Source organism: Hymenobacter aquaticus (assembly GCF_004765605.1).
GTDB classification, from domain to species: Bacteria; Bacteroidota; Bacteroidia; order Cytophagales; family Hymenobacteraceae; genus Hymenobacter; species Hymenobacter aquaticus.
The window spans coordinates 1-18,726 of the sequence record NZ_SRLC01000003.1 but is presented as its reverse complement, the minus strand read 5'-3'; the positions used below and the strand labels follow the sequence as shown (position 1 = coordinate 18,726).

The 18,726-nt window shown below is 60.3% G+C and carries 18 protein-coding genes and 1 tRNA gene; 16 read left to right on the top strand and 3 right to left on the bottom strand.

Going from position 1 to position 18,726, the window contains the following annotated elements:
• Positions 1–92 precede the first annotated feature (92 nt).
• The 4 genes from E5K00_RS19875 (at position 93) to E5K00_RS19860 (ending at position 3,861) form a co-directional block, all read left to right on the top strand.
• Complete coding sequence (locus E5K00_RS19875; protein ID WP_167856963.1) at positions 93–1,091, top strand: GNAT family N-acetyltransferase; 999 nt, start codon at positions 93–95, stop codon at positions 1,089–1,091.
• Positions 1,079–1,762, top strand: coding sequence for a uracil phosphoribosyltransferase (gene upp / locus E5K00_RS19870; RefSeq protein WP_135465068.1), 684 nt, complete (start codon positions 1,079–1,081; stop codon positions 1,760–1,762). The genes E5K00_RS19875 and upp overlap by 13 nt, the downstream gene beginning before the upstream one ends.
• A 133-nt stretch (positions 1,763–1,895) precedes the next feature.
• The gene (locus E5K00_RS19865) at positions 1,896–2,303 is read left to right on the top strand and encodes a hypothetical protein (RefSeq protein ID WP_245328364.1); all 408 of its coding nucleotides are present in this window, start codon (positions 1,896–1,898) and stop codon (positions 2,301–2,303) included.
• Between the two features lie 202 nt (positions 2,304–2,505).
• Positions 2,506–3,861, top strand: a complete 1,356-nt coding sequence (locus E5K00_RS19860) for a T9SS type A sorting domain-containing protein (RefSeq protein WP_135465067.1) — start codon at positions 2,506–2,508, stop codon at positions 3,859–3,861.
• Positions 3,862–3,953: 92 nt separating this feature from the next.
• Here the strand turns inward: E5K00_RS19860 and E5K00_RS19855 are convergent, their stop codons facing one another.
• Positions 3,954–5,369: a DEAD/DEAH box helicase gene (locus E5K00_RS19855; protein ID WP_135465066.1), complete on the bottom strand. Its 1,416-nt coding sequence runs from the start codon at positions 5,367–5,369 to the stop codon at positions 3,954–3,956.
• A gap of 165 nt (positions 5,370–5,534) precedes the next feature.
• Here E5K00_RS19855 and E5K00_RS19850 point away from each other — a divergent pair.
• The 3 genes from E5K00_RS19850 (at position 5,535) to E5K00_RS19840 (ending at position 7,032) form a co-directional block, all read left to right on the top strand.
• Positions 5,535–5,608 (top strand) — tRNA-His (locus E5K00_RS19850).
• A 102-nt stretch (positions 5,609–5,710) separates the two neighbouring features.
• The gene (locus E5K00_RS19845) at positions 5,711–6,646 is read left to right on the top strand and encodes a PfkB family carbohydrate kinase (protein ID WP_135465065.1); all 936 of its coding nucleotides are present in this window, start codon (positions 5,711–5,713) and stop codon (positions 6,644–6,646) included.
• Between the two features lie 146 nt (positions 6,647–6,792).
• Positions 6,793–7,032, top strand: coding sequence for a hypothetical protein (locus tag E5K00_RS19840; protein ID WP_135465064.1), 240 nt, complete (start codon positions 6,793–6,795; stop codon positions 7,030–7,032).
• Positions 7,033–7,114: 82 nt separating this feature from the next.
• Here E5K00_RS19840 and E5K00_RS19835 read toward each other — a convergent pair whose 3' ends face one another.
• Complete coding sequence (locus tag E5K00_RS19835) at positions 7,115–7,927, bottom strand: hypothetical protein (RefSeq protein ID WP_135465063.1); 813 nt, start codon at positions 7,925–7,927, stop codon at positions 7,115–7,117.
• Between the two features lie 24 nt (positions 7,928–7,951).
• On the bottom strand, positions 7,952–9,685 hold the full coding sequence (locus tag E5K00_RS19830; RefSeq protein ID WP_135465062.1) for a M61 family metallopeptidase: 1,734 nt from the start codon (positions 9,683–9,685) through the stop codon (positions 7,952–7,954).
• 241 nt (positions 9,686–9,926) lie between these two features.
• Here E5K00_RS19830 and rpmH point away from each other — a divergent pair, with 241 nt between their 5' ends.
• The 9 genes from rpmH to E5K00_RS19785 all read left to right on the top strand — a co-directional run bounded on the left by rpmH (position 9,927) and on the right by E5K00_RS19785 (position 18,280).
• Positions 9,927–10,085, top strand: a complete 159-nt coding sequence (gene rpmH / locus E5K00_RS19825; RefSeq protein WP_100338753.1) for a 50S ribosomal protein L34 — start codon at positions 9,927–9,929, stop codon at positions 10,083–10,085.
• Positions 10,086–10,125: 40 nt separating this feature from the next.
• Complete coding sequence (locus E5K00_RS19820) at positions 10,126–10,542, top strand: ribonuclease P protein component (RefSeq protein ID WP_135465583.1); 417 nt, start codon at positions 10,126–10,128, stop codon at positions 10,540–10,542.
• A 28-nt stretch (positions 10,543–10,570) separates the two neighbouring features.
• The gene (locus E5K00_RS19815; RefSeq protein WP_135465061.1) at positions 10,571–12,277 is read left to right on the top strand and encodes a S41 family peptidase; all 1,707 of its coding nucleotides are present in this window, start codon (positions 10,571–10,573) and stop codon (positions 12,275–12,277) included.
• A 77-nt stretch (positions 12,278–12,354) separates the two neighbouring features.
• Positions 12,355–12,888 (top strand): hypothetical protein, encoded by a 534-nt coding sequence (locus E5K00_RS19810; RefSeq protein WP_135465060.1) that lies wholly within the window; start codon positions 12,355–12,357, stop codon positions 12,886–12,888.
• Complete coding sequence (gene tsaB / locus E5K00_RS19805) at positions 12,866–13,552, top strand: tRNA (adenosine(37)-N6)-threonylcarbamoyltransferase complex dimerization subunit type 1 TsaB (protein ID WP_167856962.1); 687 nt, start codon at positions 12,866–12,868, stop codon at positions 13,550–13,552. Before E5K00_RS19810 ends, tsaB begins: the two co-directional genes overlap by 23 nt.
• A 21-nt stretch (positions 13,553–13,573) precedes the next feature.
• Positions 13,574–14,089: a DUF2480 family protein gene (locus E5K00_RS19800; protein ID WP_135465058.1), complete on the top strand. Its 516-nt coding sequence runs from the start codon at positions 13,574–13,576 to the stop codon at positions 14,087–14,089.
• 140 nt (positions 14,090–14,229) lie between these two features.
• Positions 14,230–15,543: an APC family permease gene (locus E5K00_RS19795; RefSeq protein WP_135465057.1), complete on the top strand. Its 1,314-nt coding sequence runs from the start codon at positions 14,230–14,232 to the stop codon at positions 15,541–15,543.
• 72 nt (positions 15,544–15,615) lie between these two features.
• Positions 15,616–16,905 (top strand): hypothetical protein, encoded by a 1,290-nt coding sequence (locus tag E5K00_RS19790; RefSeq protein ID WP_135465056.1) that lies wholly within the window; start codon positions 15,616–15,618, stop codon positions 16,903–16,905.
• 112 nt (positions 16,906–17,017) lie between these two features.
• Positions 17,018–18,280 (top strand): serine hydrolase, encoded by a 1,263-nt coding sequence (locus tag E5K00_RS19785; protein ID WP_135465055.1) that lies wholly within the window; start codon positions 17,018–17,020, stop codon positions 18,278–18,280.
• The last annotated feature ends 446 nt before the right edge of the window (positions 18,281–18,726 follow it).

Genomic DNA, 18,726 nt, shown 5'->3' with positions numbered 1-18,726 from the left:
GAGTTGGGACCAGACCGAAAACTAACGCCGCCCGCTTCTACTTCGCGCCCGACGACCTGCTTACGTGGCAAACGGCAGAAAGCGGGAAACCCGTGCGGATTGCCCTACTTTTACGCCTCCGACTCTCGCCTGATCCGTACGCCTTGCCGCTGCACTACCTGCCGTTTTCCGCCCTCGACCTGGCTGCCTGGGATGCCTGCGTGGCCGCCGCCGAGCAGCCCGTGCCCTACGCCCAGGCGGCGTGGCTGCAGGCCACGGCCGGCCGCTGGGCTGCCGTGGTGGAGCTGGATGAAGCGTCGGGCCGCTACCTGTCGGTGCTGCCGCTGCCTACTAAGTGGCGGCCCTGGGGCCGGGAGGCGTACCAGCCCGCCTTTACCCAGCAGCTGGGCCTTCTGACCACCGCCGGCAGCCGGCACCGCGCCGTAGAAGAGTACCTGGCCTTGGCGGTGGGGCACTTCGGCCGCTTCTATACCCAGCTGAACACCGCCAATCAGCTGGCCGCCCCGGTTTCCGGTCTGCGCGCGGCTACGCGCCAAACCTACTGCCTGCCACTGGAGGCCAGCTACGAAGTCCTGCACCAAGGCTACGCCGCCGACTACCGCCGCCGCCTGCGCCTGAATCAGCAGCTGGCGCAGCCCTTGCAGGTTACCGAAACTTCCTCGCCGTCCACGCTGCTGCGCCTGTTTCAGGAGCACAAGGGCGGAGAGGTGGCCAGCCTGAAACCGCGCCACTACCGGCAGCTGACCCAGCTTATCACGAATTTGCAGAGCCTGGGGCAGACACGGATTCTGGAAGTGGCGGCGCCGCACACCGGCGAACTGCTGGCCGGCGCGCTGTTTGTCGTCACGCCGCGGGTCATCATCTACCTGTTTGCCGCCGCCTCGCCGGCCGGTAAGAAAGCGGCGGCCCCGCTGCTGCTCGTCGACCACCTGATTCAGCAGTACGCCGCCTCGCCGGGCCTCGTGCTCGACTTCGAAGGCGGCATGATTCCGTCCATTGCCCGTTTTTTTGCCAACTTCGGGGCGCGGCCCGTGCCCTACGCGGCCCTCACCCAAACCCGTCAGCCCTGGTATCTGTCATGGAAACGCTAAAGTCCTCCTCCTCCGCAAGCCCCGCCGACCGCGTGCACATTGTGTGCGCCGAGCCCTCCATTGCCAATCATTTCCTGGCCGAGCTCCGCGACGTGGACGTGCAGCGCGACAGTCTGCGCTTTCGCCGCAACCTGCAGCGCCTGGGCGAAATCATCGCCTACCGCATCAGCTCCCAGCTCAGCTACACCGATAAAGTGGTGCAGACGCCCCTGGCCAGCTCCAGCAGCAAGCAGCTGCGCGACTTTCCGGTGCTGGCCACCGTGCTGCGCGCCGGCCTGCCGTTCCACCAGGGTTTCCTGAACTACTTCGACCAGTCGCCCAGCGCCTTTGCCGCCGCCTACCGCATCGAGGGTACTTCGCAGGTGCGGGTGCAGGTCGACTACCTCTCGGCGCCCAACCTCGACGAGCGGGTGCTGATCCTGGCCGACCCGATGCTGGCCAGCGGCAAGTCCTTGGTGCAGACTTACCGGGCCATGCTGCGCTTCGGCCAGCCCCGGCAGGTGCACATTGCCGCCGTTATTGCCTCGCCCGAGGGAGTGGAGTACGTGACGCGCGAAATCCCGGAAGCCACGCTCTGGGTGGCCGCCGTGGATGACCACCTCAACGAGCAGGCCTACATCGTGCCCGGCCTGGGCGACGCCGGCGACCTGTCGTACGGCAGCAAGTTGTAACGGGCTGGTAACGCGTCGGAACTAAACCGGGCGGCGCTTACCTGTTATCTTTGCGCTTTGCCGATTACTCATTAGCCCCGAAAACGCCGTGTTGCCTCATCTTGCGAAATACGCCTCCGTTTTCCTGCTCAGCATGGTCAAATTCTTCGGCGGTCCGCTGGCGGGCGTGTCGTTGGGGCTGGGCTTCTTCCAGATTCTGGCCCTGACCGTGGCGGGCATGATGACCACCGTGGTGGTGGTATCGGGCGTGGGCCGCATGTGGGCCCTGCACCAGCGGCAGCGGCGCGAAGACAAGGGCAAGCCTTTGTTCAGCAAGCGCAGCCGCCGCATCGTGGGTATCTACCGGCGCTTCGGCATGCCCGGCATTGCCTTTCTCACGCCGGTGCTGTTCAGCCCCATCGGCGGCACCGTTATTGCCACCCAGCTGCACGTGCCGCGCTGGCGCATCCTGGTGCACATGCTCTGGAGCGCCCTGTTCTGGGGCTCCGTCATGACCACGCTGACCGTGCGCTTCAGCCACCTGCCGTTTTTTCACCACTAGCGCTGCCTTTCGAAGGAAACAAGCCCTTACTGCCGCGGTAGTAAGGGCTTTTCGGTTAGCATCATAAGCTACATACCCACTTCTGGGTATTGTGGTAGCGGCCGTCGGCCAGTAACTTTGATAGCAGCACTGCTCTGCCGGCTGCTTACTGCCGGCAACCTGCTCCGCTGCCCTATCATGTCACTCTAACCCATCTTGCCCTATGCCCACTTCTCCGCAAAAGATCTTCCTGAGCCTGCTCGGACTTCTAACCCTGGCCGCCACCGAGGTCCAGGCCCAGACGGCCCCGGCCAAGCACAGCAGCCCGCTCACGACCTTGCTCACCCAAAAGCACCCAACGGCCGACCGTGGGGCTGCCGCCCGCGGCATTAATGCCACCGTGGTGCGTCCGGGCCAGCACGTTGCCTACTACTGGGATACCACTGCCAGGCGCTGGATCGTCAGCAGCAAGCAGGTCAATACCTACAATTCCCAGGGCTTAATAGCCCAGCAGGTCGACCAGGATTCGGCGACGTCAGTGCCTTACGGCCGCTACCTGTACACCTACAATGCCCAGGGCAAAGAAACCAGCTACACCCGCCAGTCCTGGAACAACAACACCTGGGTCAACAGCAACCGCAGCCTGGTTACCTACGATTCGCGGGGCAACGAGACGCTGTATGAATCCCAGGACTGGAGCGGCAACGCCTGGGTGACGACCAACGGCTATCAGTCGGTGTATACCTACAACGCCGCGGGAGCCATGACGGAAGAAGTTCGCAAGGAGCTGCTGAACGGGGTTTACGTGAATACCGACCGGATTACATACACCTACACCAACGGCCGCCTGAGCGCCTTGCTCTACGAGGAATGGAATAATACCGCCTGGCAGAACGACGGCCGTATTCTGGACATCGTGTGGTATGACTACGCCAATAACCAGCCCGCTTCGTACCGGGAGCAGACCTTCAACGGCACCAGCTTCGTCGACGACAGCCGCTACACGATAACCTGGGGGGCTAATGGTAGCAACGTAACAATCAGAGAGGCATACAACATCAGCGCCTGGCTTAACTACCGCCGTTACACCGATACCAAGGACAGCCAGGGCAATGACCAGCTCTACACCACGGAAAGCTGGACCAATAACGCCTGGAAGCAAATCGAGGGCTCACGGTACATCAGCATCTACAATGCCAGCAACAGCCTGCTTCGCCGGGTGGCGCAGGACTTCGATGATGTCACGAGTCAGTACGTGAATACCTACAAGGACACGTACTCCAACTTCCAGACCATCACGCTGGCGGCCCGCAATGCCGCTCTGGAAGCCCAGAGTGCCCTGTATCCCAACCCGGCCAGCGGCATCGTGACCCTGGAAGTAGCCGGCCTCTCAAAGGCGGAAGCGGCTACCGGTGAGGTCCGCAATGCCCTGGGCCAGCTGGTGCAGCACTTCAGCGTGCAGCCCCAGGCCGGCAAGCTCAGCACCCGCCTCGACGTGAGCAACCTGCCATCCGGCGTGTACACCGTGCGCCTGCAAACGGCCGAAGGTGCCATCGTGAAGCGCGTGGTGCGTAACTAAGCTGCCCTTTTACGCGCCTGTTGCAATCAAAAGGCCCCCACCAATGCTGGCGGGGGCCTTTTGGTATTTCGGGGCCGCTGGCCCGGCTGGCGCTACCGGCTGCGGCGGGCGTTGCGCAGCTTGGCCGCGCCCTTCGCCGCCGGCGACTGGCTCTTGCCCGGCGAGGCGCGCTTCTTCTTGCCTTTCTGGCTGCGGTTCGGGCCCTCCACGTAGGGCAGGCCCGTGCGCTTGTCGATGCCCTTTTGCAGCGGCGTTACCTTGTCGTGGAAAGCGCCCTGAAACTCGGGGTCGAGGCGCTTGCGGCGGTCGTCGATTTCGCGGGCCATGCTCTGCTTCTCGTCAAACATGGTCGGCATCACCTTCACGTCCTCGGGCAGGGGCAGCTCGGGAATGGGCTGGTTGATGAGCTCCTCGATGCGGCCGATGTGGTGCATTTCGGCCTCGTTGGCGAAGGTAATGGCCGCGCCCGTGTGCTGGGCCCGGCCCGTGCGCCCAATGCGGTGCACGTAGTCGTCGTAGACCAGCGGCACGTCGAAGTTGATAACGTGGCTTACCTGGGGCACGTCGATGCCGCGGGCGGCCACGTCGGTAGCCACCAGGAAGCGCAGCTCCCCATTGCGGAAAGCCTCCATGGCGTTGATGCGCACGTTCTGGCCCTTGTTGCCGTGAATGGCCCGCACCTCGCCCTCCACCTTGCGGCCCAGGAAGTGCGACACGTTTTCGGCGTGCTCCTTGGTCCGGCAGAAAATCATCACCCGGTTGAAGGTCTCCTTGTCCTTGAGCAGGTAGCCCAGCAGGTTGATCTTGGTCAGCAGGTTGGGCACGCGGTACAGGGTCTGCGACACGTTCTGGGCCGAGGTAGCGGCCGGCGTCACCTCAATGCGCATCGGAAACTCCAGGAACTCCTCGCTCAGCTTCACCACCCGCTCGGGCATGGTGGCCGAAAACAGCGCGTTCTGGCGCTTGCGCGGAATCACCTCCAGAATGGCCCGGATCTGGGGCATAAAGCCCATGTCCATCATTTTGTCGGCTTCGTCCAGCACCAGGGTTTTCAATTCCTTGAATACCAGCGCGCCCTTGAGGTAGAGCTCCATCAGGCGGCCGGGCGTGGCAATGAGAATATCGACGCCGGCGGCCAGGGCTTCAATCTGGGTTTTGGGGCCCAGGCCGCCGTAGATGGCCAGAATGCGCAGGTCGGTATACACGGCCAGCTTTTTCAGGTGGGTTTCAATCTGCATGGCCAGCTCCCGGGTGGGGGCCAGGATCAGGCCGCGCGGGTGCGTGCCCTGGGCGTATTTCACCTTCATCAGCAGGGGTAGGCCGAAGGCGGCCGTTTTGCCGGTGCCGGTCTGGGCGACGCCCAGCAGGTCGTGGCCGGCCAGCAGCAGCGGAATGGTTTGCTCCTGCACGGGCGTGGGCTGCTCGAAGCCGGCTTCCGCCACGGCGTTGAGGAGCTGTTTGTTGAGCTTGAAATCGGCAAAAGTGAGCGGCTGCGGCGTATCAGACATGGCAAAATTCCTAATGGGAGCGCAAAGGTACGGGGAATATAGCCAGCAAACTGCCTGAACGTCATTATATAACTCGCTGACTGGTAGCAACGAGACAAAAAAACGTGGCGAATTATTTGCAAATAGCCCCGCAACCTTTACTTTTGTGCCTACAATACCAACCTGGTAGATATAGCTCAGCTGGTTAGAGCGTCGGATTGTGATTCCGAAGGTCGTGGGTTCGAACCCCATTATTTACCCAGACGGAAGTCCCCGGAGAGAAATTTCCGGGGACTTTTTTTGTTCTTTGTACCGTTGTACTCCCGGCGGCATTCCGCTGAAACCCACTTATTCCTCTGACTATGAGTCTGGTCGTAATCGGTTCCGTAGCGTTTGACGCGCTGGAAACGCCCTTTGGCAAAACCGACAAAATCATTGGTGGCGCGGCCACCTACATCAGCCTGTCGGCTTCGTATTCGCTGAAGCCCGTGAAGCTGGTTGCCGTTGTTGGCGACGATTTCCCGCAATCCGACATCCTGCTGCTGCAGGAGCACGGCGTCGATACTGAGGGCCTGCAGATCAAGGAAGGGGAGAAGTCCTTCTTCTGGTCGGGCAAGTATTCCACCGACCTGAACTCGCGCGAAACCCTGACCACCGAGCTCAACGTGCTGGCCGATTTCGACCCCATCATCCCCGATTCGTATCAGGACTGCAGATACCTGATGCTGGGCAACCTGGCCCCGGCCGTGCAGCGCCTCGTGATTCAGCGCCTCGTGAACCGGCCCAAGCTCATCGTGATGGACACGATGAACTTCTGGATGGACGTGGCCCTGGATGATCTGATGGCGACCATCGAAATGGTGGACGTGCTCAGCATCAACGACGAGGAAGCGCGGCAGCTCAGCGGCGAGTACTCGCTGGTGAAGGCCGCCAAGAAAATCATGGGCTTCGGGCCTAAGTTCCTCATCATCAAGAAAGGGGAGCACGGCGCGCTGCTGTTCCACAAAAACAAAATCTTCTACGCCCCGGCCTTGCCCCTGGAAGAAGTATTCGACCCGACCGGCGCCGGCGACACCTTTGCGGGCGGCTTCATCGGCTACCTGGCCGCCACCGACGACATCAGCTTCGACAACATGAAGCGCGCCGTGATTCACGGCTCGGCCATGGCTTCGTTCTGCGTGGAGAAATTCGGCACCGAGCGGCTGTTGAACCTGACCAAAGAGCAGCTGGAAGCCCGCGAGAAGCAGTTTGCCGACCTCGTGGAAGTAGTTCCGGCTACGTCGGCCCAGCCCGCCTAAGCGCGGCTTACCGGCACGAAAAAGCCCCACCGACCACCGTGCTGGTCAGTGGGGCTTTTTCGGGCCCGGATTTTTACGGCAACCAATTGGCAGCGGCCGGGGTACAACAGCTATCCACCACCCTTAACCGTTCGACCGCTATGAGCATGAGCAAAAAAGAAACGGATCTGACCAACGACAAAACCTCGGTTAATCCGGCTGCCAATACCAAAAAGAAAAGCACGCAGGTGCAAAGCCCTAACACCACCGACGTATCGGCCCACGGCAACACGACGGATGGGAACTCCACCGGCCACGGCGTAGATAACATCCGCAACAACCCGCAAGGCAACCGGCCTATGTCGGTAGACGGCGGCCAAAAAGGCCCCGGCAAGCAAGGCGACTAGTACGCTGGTTTTATAAAGACGAAAAAGCCCCTTCAGTCTGTATGAAGGGGCTTTTTCTATGAGTATTTGAACCCTGTGGGCGCTACGGCACCACCTTCATGCGTACCACCCGGGTGTCCACGTCGCCGTTGTCGAAGAAGTCCTGCTCAAACAGGATGGTCTTATTGTCGAGCCAGCGCGGACCCGTGACGCCCCACTCGGTTTGCCGCTCCCACACTTTCTCCAGCTTGGTGCCATCCACGCTCCAGACCTGCAGGCCGCTGGGCTCGTAGCGGGCCAGCACGTCGGAGTTGCCGCACACGAAATGCTTGCCGTCGGGAGCTACGGCCGGGGGGCTCCACACGCGGGTGCGGCGGCCGGTGCGCTGATCCACGAGCAGAAAGTAGCCGCCCTCGTAGAGGTGCACCGAAATCAGCCACTGCTTGATTTCGGGCAGGCTGCCCACGTACTCGTAGCTGATGTTTTTCTCGTAGTCCTCGGCCGGGTTATTCGTCAGGCGCAGGGGCTGTTTGGTGGCCGTGGGGCGCAGCAGCAGCGTGCCGCCCAGGCGCCTGACCGTGGGGCCGGCCGTGCGCAGGCGCCGCCGCTCCTCGGCCTCCAGGTCTATTTCCTGCTCCTCCGACTGGGGTTCGGCCGGCAGCCAGGTTTTGTAGGGTAGCCGCTCATACACGTTGCGGGAACCCTGATGAATGCTCAGCACCCGGCCCGGCAGCTGCACCAGCGTATCAAGGTGGCCGAGGCGGTAGATGCGCGGCGGCACCGGGCGCGGCAGCGGCGCTACCGGCGCCGAGGTGGGCACGCTGGGCTGCATCCGCTCGGCCGGGCCACGAAACGTACAGCTCCCCGCCAACAGCAGGGGAGTAGAAAGCAAAAGCAGGGCGCGAAGCCGTAACATGGTATTCGGGGGTAAAAGCGCCGCTTAAAATTCCTGCTTGAGCCACTCACGGAAGCTGGCCTGCTGCTCGGGCGTAGGTTCGGCCAGCTTCTCCACGGTGTATTTGGGCCAGAACTGCTGCCCGGGCTGGCCGGTCAGGGTCACGGTCAGCAGGCGGTTTTGCCGGAACACGCTGATTTCGTAGCTGGCCGCGTGGTCGTTGAGCAGGCTTTGCAGGTTCATATCCACGCGCCGCCCGTTCACGGCCACGATTTCGTCGTCCACGGTCAGGGCCGCCGCGGCCGGGGAGCCGGGCAGGATGTCGGTAACTTCCGTCCGCTCGTTCTTCACCACCGAGCGGAACCCGAACACGCCTTCCGCCACCGACACGTTGGGTTCCAGGTGCAGGGTGCAGCCCACGAAGCTCAGGGCCTTGTCCAGGGGCTCTTCCAGCGGGGCCGTGCCGTAGATAAACTTGTCGAAATACGTGTGCATGTCGCGCCCGGCCACTTCCGTGACGATGCGCAGGTAGTCGTCCTCGGTATACCCGATGCCGGTGAGGCCAAATTCCTCGTAGAGGCGGCGCATCACGTCGTCGAGGCTGCGCTGGTGGTGGCTCAGGCGGCGCAGCGTGAGGTCGAGCAGTAAGGCCACCAGCGCCCCCTTGTGGTACACCGACACCTTGCGGTCGGGCACGCCGGGCTTGTAGCCATCCAGCCACAGATCCATGGAAGCATCGGCCAACGAGAGGTTGTAGCGGCCGTAGTCGTCGTAGTGCTTGCGCAGCACGATGTTAAGCTCGGCAAAGTACTGCTCGGCCGTGCGCACGCCGGCGCGGGCCAGCAGGTATTCGCCGTAGTAAGTCGTGATGCCCTCGGCAATAAAGCAGGTGCGGAAGTAGTTTTCCCGGGTGAAGTCGTACGGCTGCATTTCGGCCGGCCGGATGCTCTTGATGTTCCAGGTGTGAAACAGCTCGTGGCAGCTCACGCCCAGCAGCTCCTTGTACAGCCCCTCGGTCATCAGCAGCTCGGCCGGGCCCAGCACAATCACCGTCGAGTTCATATGCTCCACGCCGTGGTAGTGCTTGTAGGGCAAGATCTGGTTCAGGAAATGGTAGTCCTGCACCGGAAAGCCCCCGAACAACGCCAGTTGCTCCTGGGAAAACGCCGCGAAGTCGCGCAGCAGCCGGGGCCAGTCGGGCGCGCACTCACCCTGCACCCAGATGGAAAACGGAATGCCCTGCACGGCGTAGGTCTGCTGCACCAGCGTGGGGCTGGCAATCAGCGGAGCATCTACCAGCTCGTCGAAATTCCGGGCCTGTAAGGTGTTGGGCGCGCTCTGGGGCAGGCCGCAGGCAATCTGCCACCCCTCGGGCAAAGCCAGCTGCAATTGGCACGTTTCGGCCTGCCGGCCTTCCACGTACATAAAGCACTGCACCCCGTTGATGTAGAGCTGGGATTCGTCGAGCCAGGAGCCGCCGGCGTCCATCTGGTGGGCGTAGAAGTTGTAGCGCACCCGCACCGTGCGGCCCGCCGCGCCGCTCACCTGCCACCGGTCCTTGGTCAGCTTGCGCAGGGGCAGAACTTCGTTGGTGGCGGCGTCTTCTGCCACTACGCGCTGCACTTTCTGGGCAAAGTTCTGGAGCTCGTAGCGGCCGGGCCGCCAGGCCGGCAGTTGCAGCTCCAGGGCCTGCGGGGCCGTGGCGGCCACCTCAAAAGTCATCTGCACCTGCAGGTAAAACGTGAGCGGGTTGTCAAATGAAACGTAGTAGTGAATCATAGCAGGCAGGGCAGGGGAGAGGCCGAATCGGGTACAAAGCTACGGGGTATCGGGCGGGAACCGCTACGCCGGATAATATCTGTTTTACGCGAGAAAACCGTGCGGGTAGATGCGTATCTTTGCCGCTTCCGTACCGGTATTTTTGCCCCTAATCCGGAAAAAGCTGCTATAAGCATTGCCTTTTCCAAATCAAGGTCTTACCTTTGCCGGCCTTACCTGTCACTGAGTCTCTTACAATATCATGAAACGTACTTTTCAGCCCTCGCAGCGCAAGCGCCGCAACAAGCACGGTTTCCGCTCACGTATGGAAACCGCTAATGGCCGCAGCGTGCTGGCCCGTCGTCGTGCCAAAGGCCGTAAGCGCCTGACCGTATCCGACGAAGGAAAACATAAGCGCTAAACCGCTGACGGCTCCTGCCGTGTCGCCTGCCTCGGCTCAGATGCCGGGGGCGCGTTCGTATTCGTTTCCGAAAGAAGAACACTTGTGCCGCAAAAAGCTCATTGAAGAGCTTTTCGGCCGGGGTTCTTCTTTTGGTTTATATCCCCTGCGCCTCGTGTGGCTGCCGGCTCCCGCGCCCACCTCGGCCCCGCCGCAGGTGCTGGTCAGCGTGTCCAAGCGCAGCTTCAAGCGCGCCGTCGACCGCAACTACCTCAAGCGCCTGATGCGCGAAGCCTACCGGCTCAATAAGTACCGCTTGGTGGAAGCGCCCGGCGGGCACCCGGTGGGCACGATGGCCATTATCTACACCGGGAAGGAAAAAAAGCCTTTCGCGCTGGTGGAAAAAAAATTAATTTCAGGGCTGGAGCGTTTGTTATCCGATGCAACCCCCGCGCCGGCGGCCGGGTCTGTCTCGTAGGCTACTTTTCTCGCTTCTAGTCCTTTATATGCGCAAAACTACCGTTGCTGGCTTGCTCCTCGGAGGCGCCGCGCTGCTCGCATCCTTTCGCTCTGCTTCGGACAACGAGCGGTACTTCGAAATTGCCAAGAACCTCGACATTTTTGCCACCCTGTTCAAGGAGGTAAACACGTTCTACGTGGACGAGGTGACGCCCGCCAAGCTGGTCAAGACCGGTATCGACGCCATGCTCAAGTCGCTGGATCCGTATACCAACTACATTCCCGAGGACGACATTGAGGACTTCCGCACCCTGACGACCGGGCAGTACGGCGGCATCGGGGCGGTGGTGGTGAAGCGCGCGGGTAAGACCATCGTGCAGAGCGCCTACGAAGGCTACCCCGCCCAGAAAGCCGGCTTGCTGCCCGGCGACGAGATTCTGAGCATCAACGGCGTCAACGTTGAGAAGAAGAATAACTCCGACATCAGCAAGCTGCTGAAAGGCCAGGCCAACTCCACCGTCAAGCTCGAAGTAACGCGCTACGGCCAGGAAAAGCCGATGGAGGTCAACATCACCCGCGACAAAATCCAGGTCGACAATGTGCCCTATTACGGCATGCTTTCTCCGGAGGTCGGCTACTTTCAGCTGAACAGCTTTACGGTCGATGCTGGCAAGGAAGTGCGCATGGCCGTGACCAAGCTCAAGGAAATGGGGGCCAAGAAAATCGTGTTCGATATTCGCGACAATCCCGGCGGCCTGCTCAACGAGGCGGTAAATATTTCCAACGTCTTCGTGGAGAAGGGCGTGGACGTGGTGAGCACCAAAGGCAAGGTGTCGGACTGGAACAAGACCTACAAGGCCCTCGACGCCCCGCTCGACACCCAGATTCCGGTGGTGATTATCACCAGCAGCCGCTCGGCCTCGGCCTCCGAAATCGTGTCGGGGGTGTTGCAGGACTACGACCGGGCCGTGGTGGTCGGGGAGCGGACGTTCGGCAAGGGCCTCGTGCAGGCGACCCGGCCCCTGAGCTATAACTCCCAGTTGAAGGTGACGACGGCCAAGTACTACATTCCCAGTGGCCGCTGCATTCAGGAAATCGACTACGCCCACCGCGCCGACGACGGCACGCTGGGCAAGTTTCCGGATTCACTGCGCACGGCTTTCAAAACCCAGAGCGGCCGGATCGTGTACGACGGCGGCGGCGTAGCGCCCGACGTGGAGGTGCAGGAAAAGGAAATTGCCGACATCACCCGGGTGCTGCTGCAGAAAAACTACCTGTTCGACTTTGCCACCCGCTACCGGTCTGAGCACCCCACCATTGCCTCGGCCCGCGAGTTTCAGCTCTCCGATGCCGACTACCAGAAGTTCGTGCAGTACCTCAACGGCAAGGACATCAACTACAGCACCGACGTGGAAAAAAGCCTGACCGATCTGACCAAGAAGGCCAAGGAGGAAAAGCACTACGACGACGTGAAAGCCGAAATCGAAGCTATCCGCAAAAAGGTGTCGACCAACAAGAGCAACGATTTGACCCGCTTCAAGCCCGAAATCCGGGAGCTGCTGGAGCAGGAAATCGTGTCGCGCTACTACTTTCAGAAGGGCAGCATCGAGGCCAGCTTCGACGACGACCCGAACATCCTGACGGCCATGCAGGTCATCAACGACGCGCCGCGCTACGCGGCCCTGCTGAAGCCCGGCACCCCGGAAGCCAAGACCCGGCCCGAAGCCAACCGCAAGACGGCGGGAGGGAAGTAGGAGTTGTATATTTGCAAATAGAAAGCAGGCTCAGTTTTGAGCCTGCTTTTTTATATTCCTTAATAGTATTCAGCCAAATGGGTGATTTTTTACTCCGAGCAAAGCATTGGCAAATATTCCTAGTACTCAGCTCAACGCATGTCATACCATGGTTTGTTAAAGATCCAGTCGTTGTTGAGTTTTTTGTTCTGCTTAATTCGCTGCTATTTTTTGGGTGGCTTGCACTGCTGGGCAATGCCCTTTACAAGTCGGGGAGTGGGTTTGACTATTCACTTTTCTGGTTTCTGGTTGATGTATTTCTACTCCTTCTTGCAGTAGGTATCAGTTCAATCATGGATAGTGATGATTTCCGTATTACTACCAGCAGCTTTAAAGCGCACAATGCTGGGTTTTTGCCAATGATGTATGTGCTCTTTGCGGCTGTACATGCACATTGGTTTGTCGCGGCAATCTTGGTTGCCATCGAACAGCGTGAAACGCCAACTGTTAGCCAGTACCTAGGTACATTCGTGCTACTCTTTTTCTGGCCGATTGGAATTTGGTTTATCCAGCCTCGCTTGAACCTTATACAAGAATTTTCTCAAGCTGATGACGCTCATCCTCTCTCTTGAAACCTCGTCCCCGGTTTGTTCCATTGCCCTACACCGCGACGGGCAGCTGCTGAGCCAAACGGAGCTGCGGCTGGAAAAGTCGCACTCCTCGCACTTGAGCCTGCTGATTCAGCAGCTGTTGGACAATACCAGCACCACGCTGCAGGAGCTGGCCGCCGTAGCTGTATCCGACGGGCCGGGCTCCTACACGGGTCTGCGCATTGGCGGGGCGGCGGCGAAGGGATTGTGCTACGCGCTGGACATTCCGCTGATTGCCATTGGTACGCTTCCGGCTATGGCCCGGCAGGTAGCCGCCTACACGCCGCCGGCCGAGGATCTGCTGTTGTGCCCCATGCTCGACGCCCGCCGCATGGAAGTATACAGCGCCCTGTACGCTCCCGACGGCCGGGAAGTGCTGGCCCCGGCCCCGCTGATTCTGGATTCGGAGACGCTGGCCGAACAATTAGCCCACCACCGCTTGTTATTCTTTGGCAACGGCGCGGCGAAGTTTGCCCCGCTCGTAGATTCTGCCAACGCCGGTTTTCTGACTGACGTCGAGCCTTCGGCAGTTGCCGTCGGGGCGTTGGCCTACGAGGCTTTTCTGCGGCAGGATTTCCGGGACGTAGCCTACTACGAGCCGTTTTATCTGAAGGAAGTACACACGACAACCCCGAAAGCCAAGTAGCGCGAACTACTCTATAAGTATATGGAAGACCTCATCAACCGCGTCGCGCAAAGCGCCCTGACCTCGCTGAACCTGGAAGAGTTTATCCACCCCGGCGAGCGGGTAGTGTATGACATCAAGGACAACCTCTTCCACGGGCTGATGCTGCGGGAAAAGGATTTCCGGGAGTTCATCAAAACCCACGACTGGAGCCAGTACGACGGCAAAAACGTGGCCATCGTCTGCTCAGCCGACGCCATTGTGCCCACCTGGGCCTACATGCTGCTGGCATCCAAGCTCCAGAACCACGCCCACCGCTACGTGTTCGGCGACCTGGAGGCGCTGGAGCAGGAGCTGTTTCACGAGGCCATTGCCGCCATCAACGCCGAGGATTTCCGCGACGCGAAAGTGGTAGTGAAAGGCTGCGGCAACATTCCGGTGCCGACCTACGCCTACGTGGCCATCATGCAGAAGCTGCTGCCCGTCACGTCCAGCATTATGTACGGCGAGCCGTGCAGCACGGTGCCGCTCTACAAGCGCCCGAAGGTGCAGGCGTAGAAGTTGTATTTGCCCTGTCCGAAAGAAGCTCATTGGCCCCCGCTGATGAGCTTCTTGGCGTTTATAAGTACCACTGAAATGCCGCGCGGTGGTCTGCGGCGGCCAGAATATGCATCTTTGGGCCTCGTTACGACTACTGCATGCCCGAGCAAACCAGCGCCCAACCCTACAAAATCAGCTTCCTGACCGGTACCGCCATTGTTATTGCCAACATGGTCGGCACCGGAGTGTTTACCAGTCTCGGGTTTCAGGTGCTCGGCATTCAAAGCGGCTTTGCCCTGCTCATGCTCTGGGCCGTGGGCGGCCTGATTGCCTTGTGCGGAGCCCTGTGCTACGGCGAGCTGGCCGCGGCCATGCCCCGCTCCGGCGGCGAGTACCACTACCTGTCGCAGATTTACCATCCGGCCCTGGGCTTTCTTTCCGGCTGGGTGTCGGCTACGGTCGGGTTTGCGGCCCCCACGGCTCTGGCGGCTATGGCCCTGGGAAAATACGCGGCCAGCGTCTGGCCCGCCGTGCCGCCTCAGGCGTTGTCGGTAGCGGTAGTGCTGCTGCTGACGGCCGTGCACGCGGCCAGCAGCAAGGCCGGCAGCCGGCTGCAAGTGGTGGTTACGGCCGTGAAAGTGGCGGTGCTGGTTGTTTTTATCGGGGCTGGCTGGCTAGTAGCCGCGCCCCAGCCCATTGCGTTTCTGCCCCAGGCGCCCGACTGGCAGCAGCTGCTGAGCCCGGCCTTTGCCGTTTCGCTTATCTATGTCTCGTATGCCTATTCGGGCTGGAATGCCGCCGTCTACCTCACCGGCGAGGTGGCCGATCCGCAGCGCAACCTGCCCCGGATTTTGCTGGCGGGCACGGCCGTGGTACTCTTATTATATGTAGGGCTCAATTTCGTCTTTCTCTACGGCACGCCCATTCCGCGCCTGGCCGGCCAGCTGGAAGTAGGCTACGTGGCCGCCAGCCAGATTTTCGGCCCAGCCATTGGCCGCCTGATGGGTGCCGTTATTGCCGTGCTGCTGGTGTCTACCGTCAGCTCCATGATTTTTGCCGGCCCCCGCATTATCCAGGTGATGGGCGAAGACCTGCCCGCGCTGCGCGGCCTGGCCGTGGTTAGCCGCAACGGCATTCCGGTGCGGGCCCTGCTGCTCCAGACCTTCCTCACCCTGGTATTCATTCTGACCTCCACTTTCGAGCAGGTGCTGCTGTACGCGGGCTTTATCCTGAGTTTGTTCACCTTCCTGACGGTGCTGGGCCTGTTCGTGCTCCGGGTGCGCCGCCCCGACCTGCCCCGGCCCTACCGCGCCTGGGGCTACCCCGTTACGCCGCTGCTGTTTCTGGCCCTCAGCGGCTGGACGCTCGTCTTCATTCTGCGCGACAAGCCCACCGAGTCCCTGTATGGCTTGGCCACGCTGGCAGTAGGGGCGGGAGTGTATTTCCTGGGTCGGCGGCTCAGGGCGGTCTGAAGGCCAGCAGCTATCCGCCCGAACTATTTACATTTGCCCCCGCTGATATTCTTCCGTTTTCTCCACTACTCCATGCGTTTATCCCGTATCCGGTTGCTGCCGGCCCTTATCGTATTGCTGGCTTCCTGCTCCGAGCAAAAAAAGCCGGCCGTTGAGCAATCCGCCGCGGCCAAAGTAGCTGCCCCCGCCGCCCCCGATTCAGCCGCGGCGGTGGCCCCCGCGCTACCTGCCCCCGATACTACTCGCCTGCAGGATATTGCCGCGTACATGGCCGGCAGCCGGGTGAGCCGCCAAAGTGAGCTTCGTTCCCTGACGTCTTCCGCCGCCTGGCAGGCCTTTGCCGCCGACGCCGATAAGAGCTGGGTCACCTACCACCAGACCCGCACCAGCAAGATTCAGCAGTGGGCAGCCACCGAGCTGGATTCGGTGCGCGCCGGCAGCCCCACGGTCTTCTACCCCTTCAGCGGCCCCGACCTGCTGAACGTCGTCACGATGTTTCCCACCAGCCAGACCTACGTGCTGATGGGCCTGGAGCCGATTGGCACGGTGCCCAGCCTAAGCACGTTGGCCAACCCGAAGCTGTACCCGGCTCTGAAGGCGTCGTTGTGGTCGGTGCTCAACTTCAGCTTTTTCCGCACCAACGACATGGCCGTGGAGCTCAATAATAAAAAGCCGGACAGCAATGCCATCAGTAAGGCAAATTCCATCCTGAAAACGGCCGCTAAAACCAACCAGCGGGTCAACATCGGGGGCGTAGTGCCGCTGCTGCTGCTGTTTGCCTCCCGCACCGACCACCAGGTCGAGGCCCTGCGCTACGTCCAGCTCTCGCCCGAGGGCCAGCTCACCGACGCTGATTCGGCAACGGTGCAGAAGCCCGGCCTTAAGGTGGTGCCCGGCGTGGAAGTGAAACTGCGCAGCAAAGAGGGAATCGAAAAAACGGTGGTCTACCTTTCCGCCGACCTCAGCGACTGGAAGCTGGGCGTGACCCAGGAAGCCGCCCTGAAGTACGTGCGCAGCCTCGGCCCGCTCACGACCTACGTCAAATCGGCCACTTACCTGATGCACAAAAGCTACTTCTCCAAGGTGCGCAACCTGATTCTGGAGCGTAGCAACTACGTGCTGCAAGACGACTCGGGCATTGCCATGAAGTATTTCCGTCCCGCCGATTGGCGCTTTACCTACTACGGTACCTACAAGCGCCCCATCAACCTGTTTGCCAAGCAGTATCAGCCCGTCCTTACCCAGGCCTATGCCGATTCGCTGCACCGGCCCCGCCCTTTGCCGTTCGGCACGGGCTACAACTGGCGCCAGAACGACTCAAACCTGCTGCTGGCCAAACGCCGCACGGCCCCGGCTATTTAAGCACGACACTATTAGTATTCATCTGGGCGAGGCTCCAACCACTAGGGTTGGAGCCTCGTTTGGGTAAGTAGCCAGTCTCAAACAGCGTCGGGCGAGTATCTTTCCTGCACTTATGGCCCGTCCTTTCCCCACCTTGCGCTTCCTGTTTCTCGCCTTGAGTTGTCTGGGGCTGCTTGCTCTGCTGCCGGCCGGGTCAGCCGTGCCGCCAGCTTCCCGGCAATCTGCGGACAGCCCTTTGCTGGACAGCCTGCTCCGTTCCGACCCGAAGTTGCTGCCCATCATCGGGCGAGCGGACGATTACGAGGTCCAGATCATCTACACCCAGATAAAGCGCGACGCCCAAAACCGTCCGGAGTTCACCCAGCATAATTTTCGCCTCAACGCCCGACAGTATTTCAACCCCGCCAGCCTGGTCAAGCTGCCCGTGGCCGCGCTGGCGCTCGAAAAGCTCAACCAGCTGCGCCAGCCCGGTCTCACGCGCAACAGTCCATTGTCAATTGGCGCGGCCTTCCGTTGCCAGACCGCCGTGCCCTACCAAATCCCCGCCGACTCCGACCAGGTCAATACCGTAGCCAATTACGTCAAGCGGATGCTACTGGTCAGCGACAACAGCGCTTACAACCGGCTGTATGAATTTCTGGGTCAGCGTCCTCTCAACGAGCGGTTGTGGTCCCTCGGGTATCCCGAGACGCGCATCGTCCGTCGTTTTGCCCCCTGTGATACTAGCGCCAATCGCCATACCAACCCGTTTACTTTTTACGACAAAAGCGGCCATGCTATTTATCAGCAGCCGGCGGTGGTTAATCCCAGCCCTTTGGGGTTTCCTTTGGGGCGCATCAGCAAGGGACGAGGCTACCAAGCCGGCGGCCAGATCATCTACAAGCCTTACGACTTCACTACTGCCAATTATCTGCCCCTGCAAAGCATTACGGATATACTTCGCTCCGTCCTGTTTCCCTCGGCCACGCCAGCCAGTCAGCAGTTCAACCTATCCGCCGCCGACTATACCTTCCTCCGCCAGTACCTGCATCAGACCCCGCACGGCTCCGGTTTCTCCCTCTATACTGCCCCGCGTTTCTACGACGCGTATAAAAAGTACCTCTATTACGGCCGCAATCCGGAGGCAATTGCCCAAGGGAGCCTGCATATATATAATATAGTAGGCATGTCCCACGGCTATCTAGCCGATGTTGCCTACTTCACCGATTCAGCCCAAAACGTAGAATTCATGTTAAGCGCCGTCATATATGTAAACAAAGACGGTATTCTAAACGACGGGAATTATGAATATGGGTCCATCGGCTTGCCTTTCTTAGCCCACCTAGGCCAAAAAGTTTACCAGTTTGAAAGGCACCGGGTACAAGCCACAAGATGAAAGGGGCTTAGCTACCCGCTATATGACGCAATATATCCTGCACTAAAAATAAGAACAGCGACTTTTGCGTCTGTGCTTGGTGAAAAGCAAGCTGCTGTTTTACAGTATTTTGGAATAATCAACAGTAAAAACAGCCTTGATTTAACGGAAAAGTGGGGGAGCAGGTTTGGAAAAGCGAATCGTATCCTGCACTTTTGCACTCCCAAATCGAACGGAGGCGGGGCGACAGACACTGGAAGAACCGCTCGAAAAAAAAAGTTTTCAGCTGGTTTGGAAAGTAGAAAACGAAGTACTTACCTTTGCACTCCCAAATCGAACGGATGCGGGCTACGAACCACGAAAGAAAAAGTTTTCTGGTTTGTTTGGAAGGTACGAAAAAAGGTTCTTACCTTTGCAGCCCGCTTCGGAAGGAAGGGGACGGCCGCTGAGACCAACAGACGAAAGCA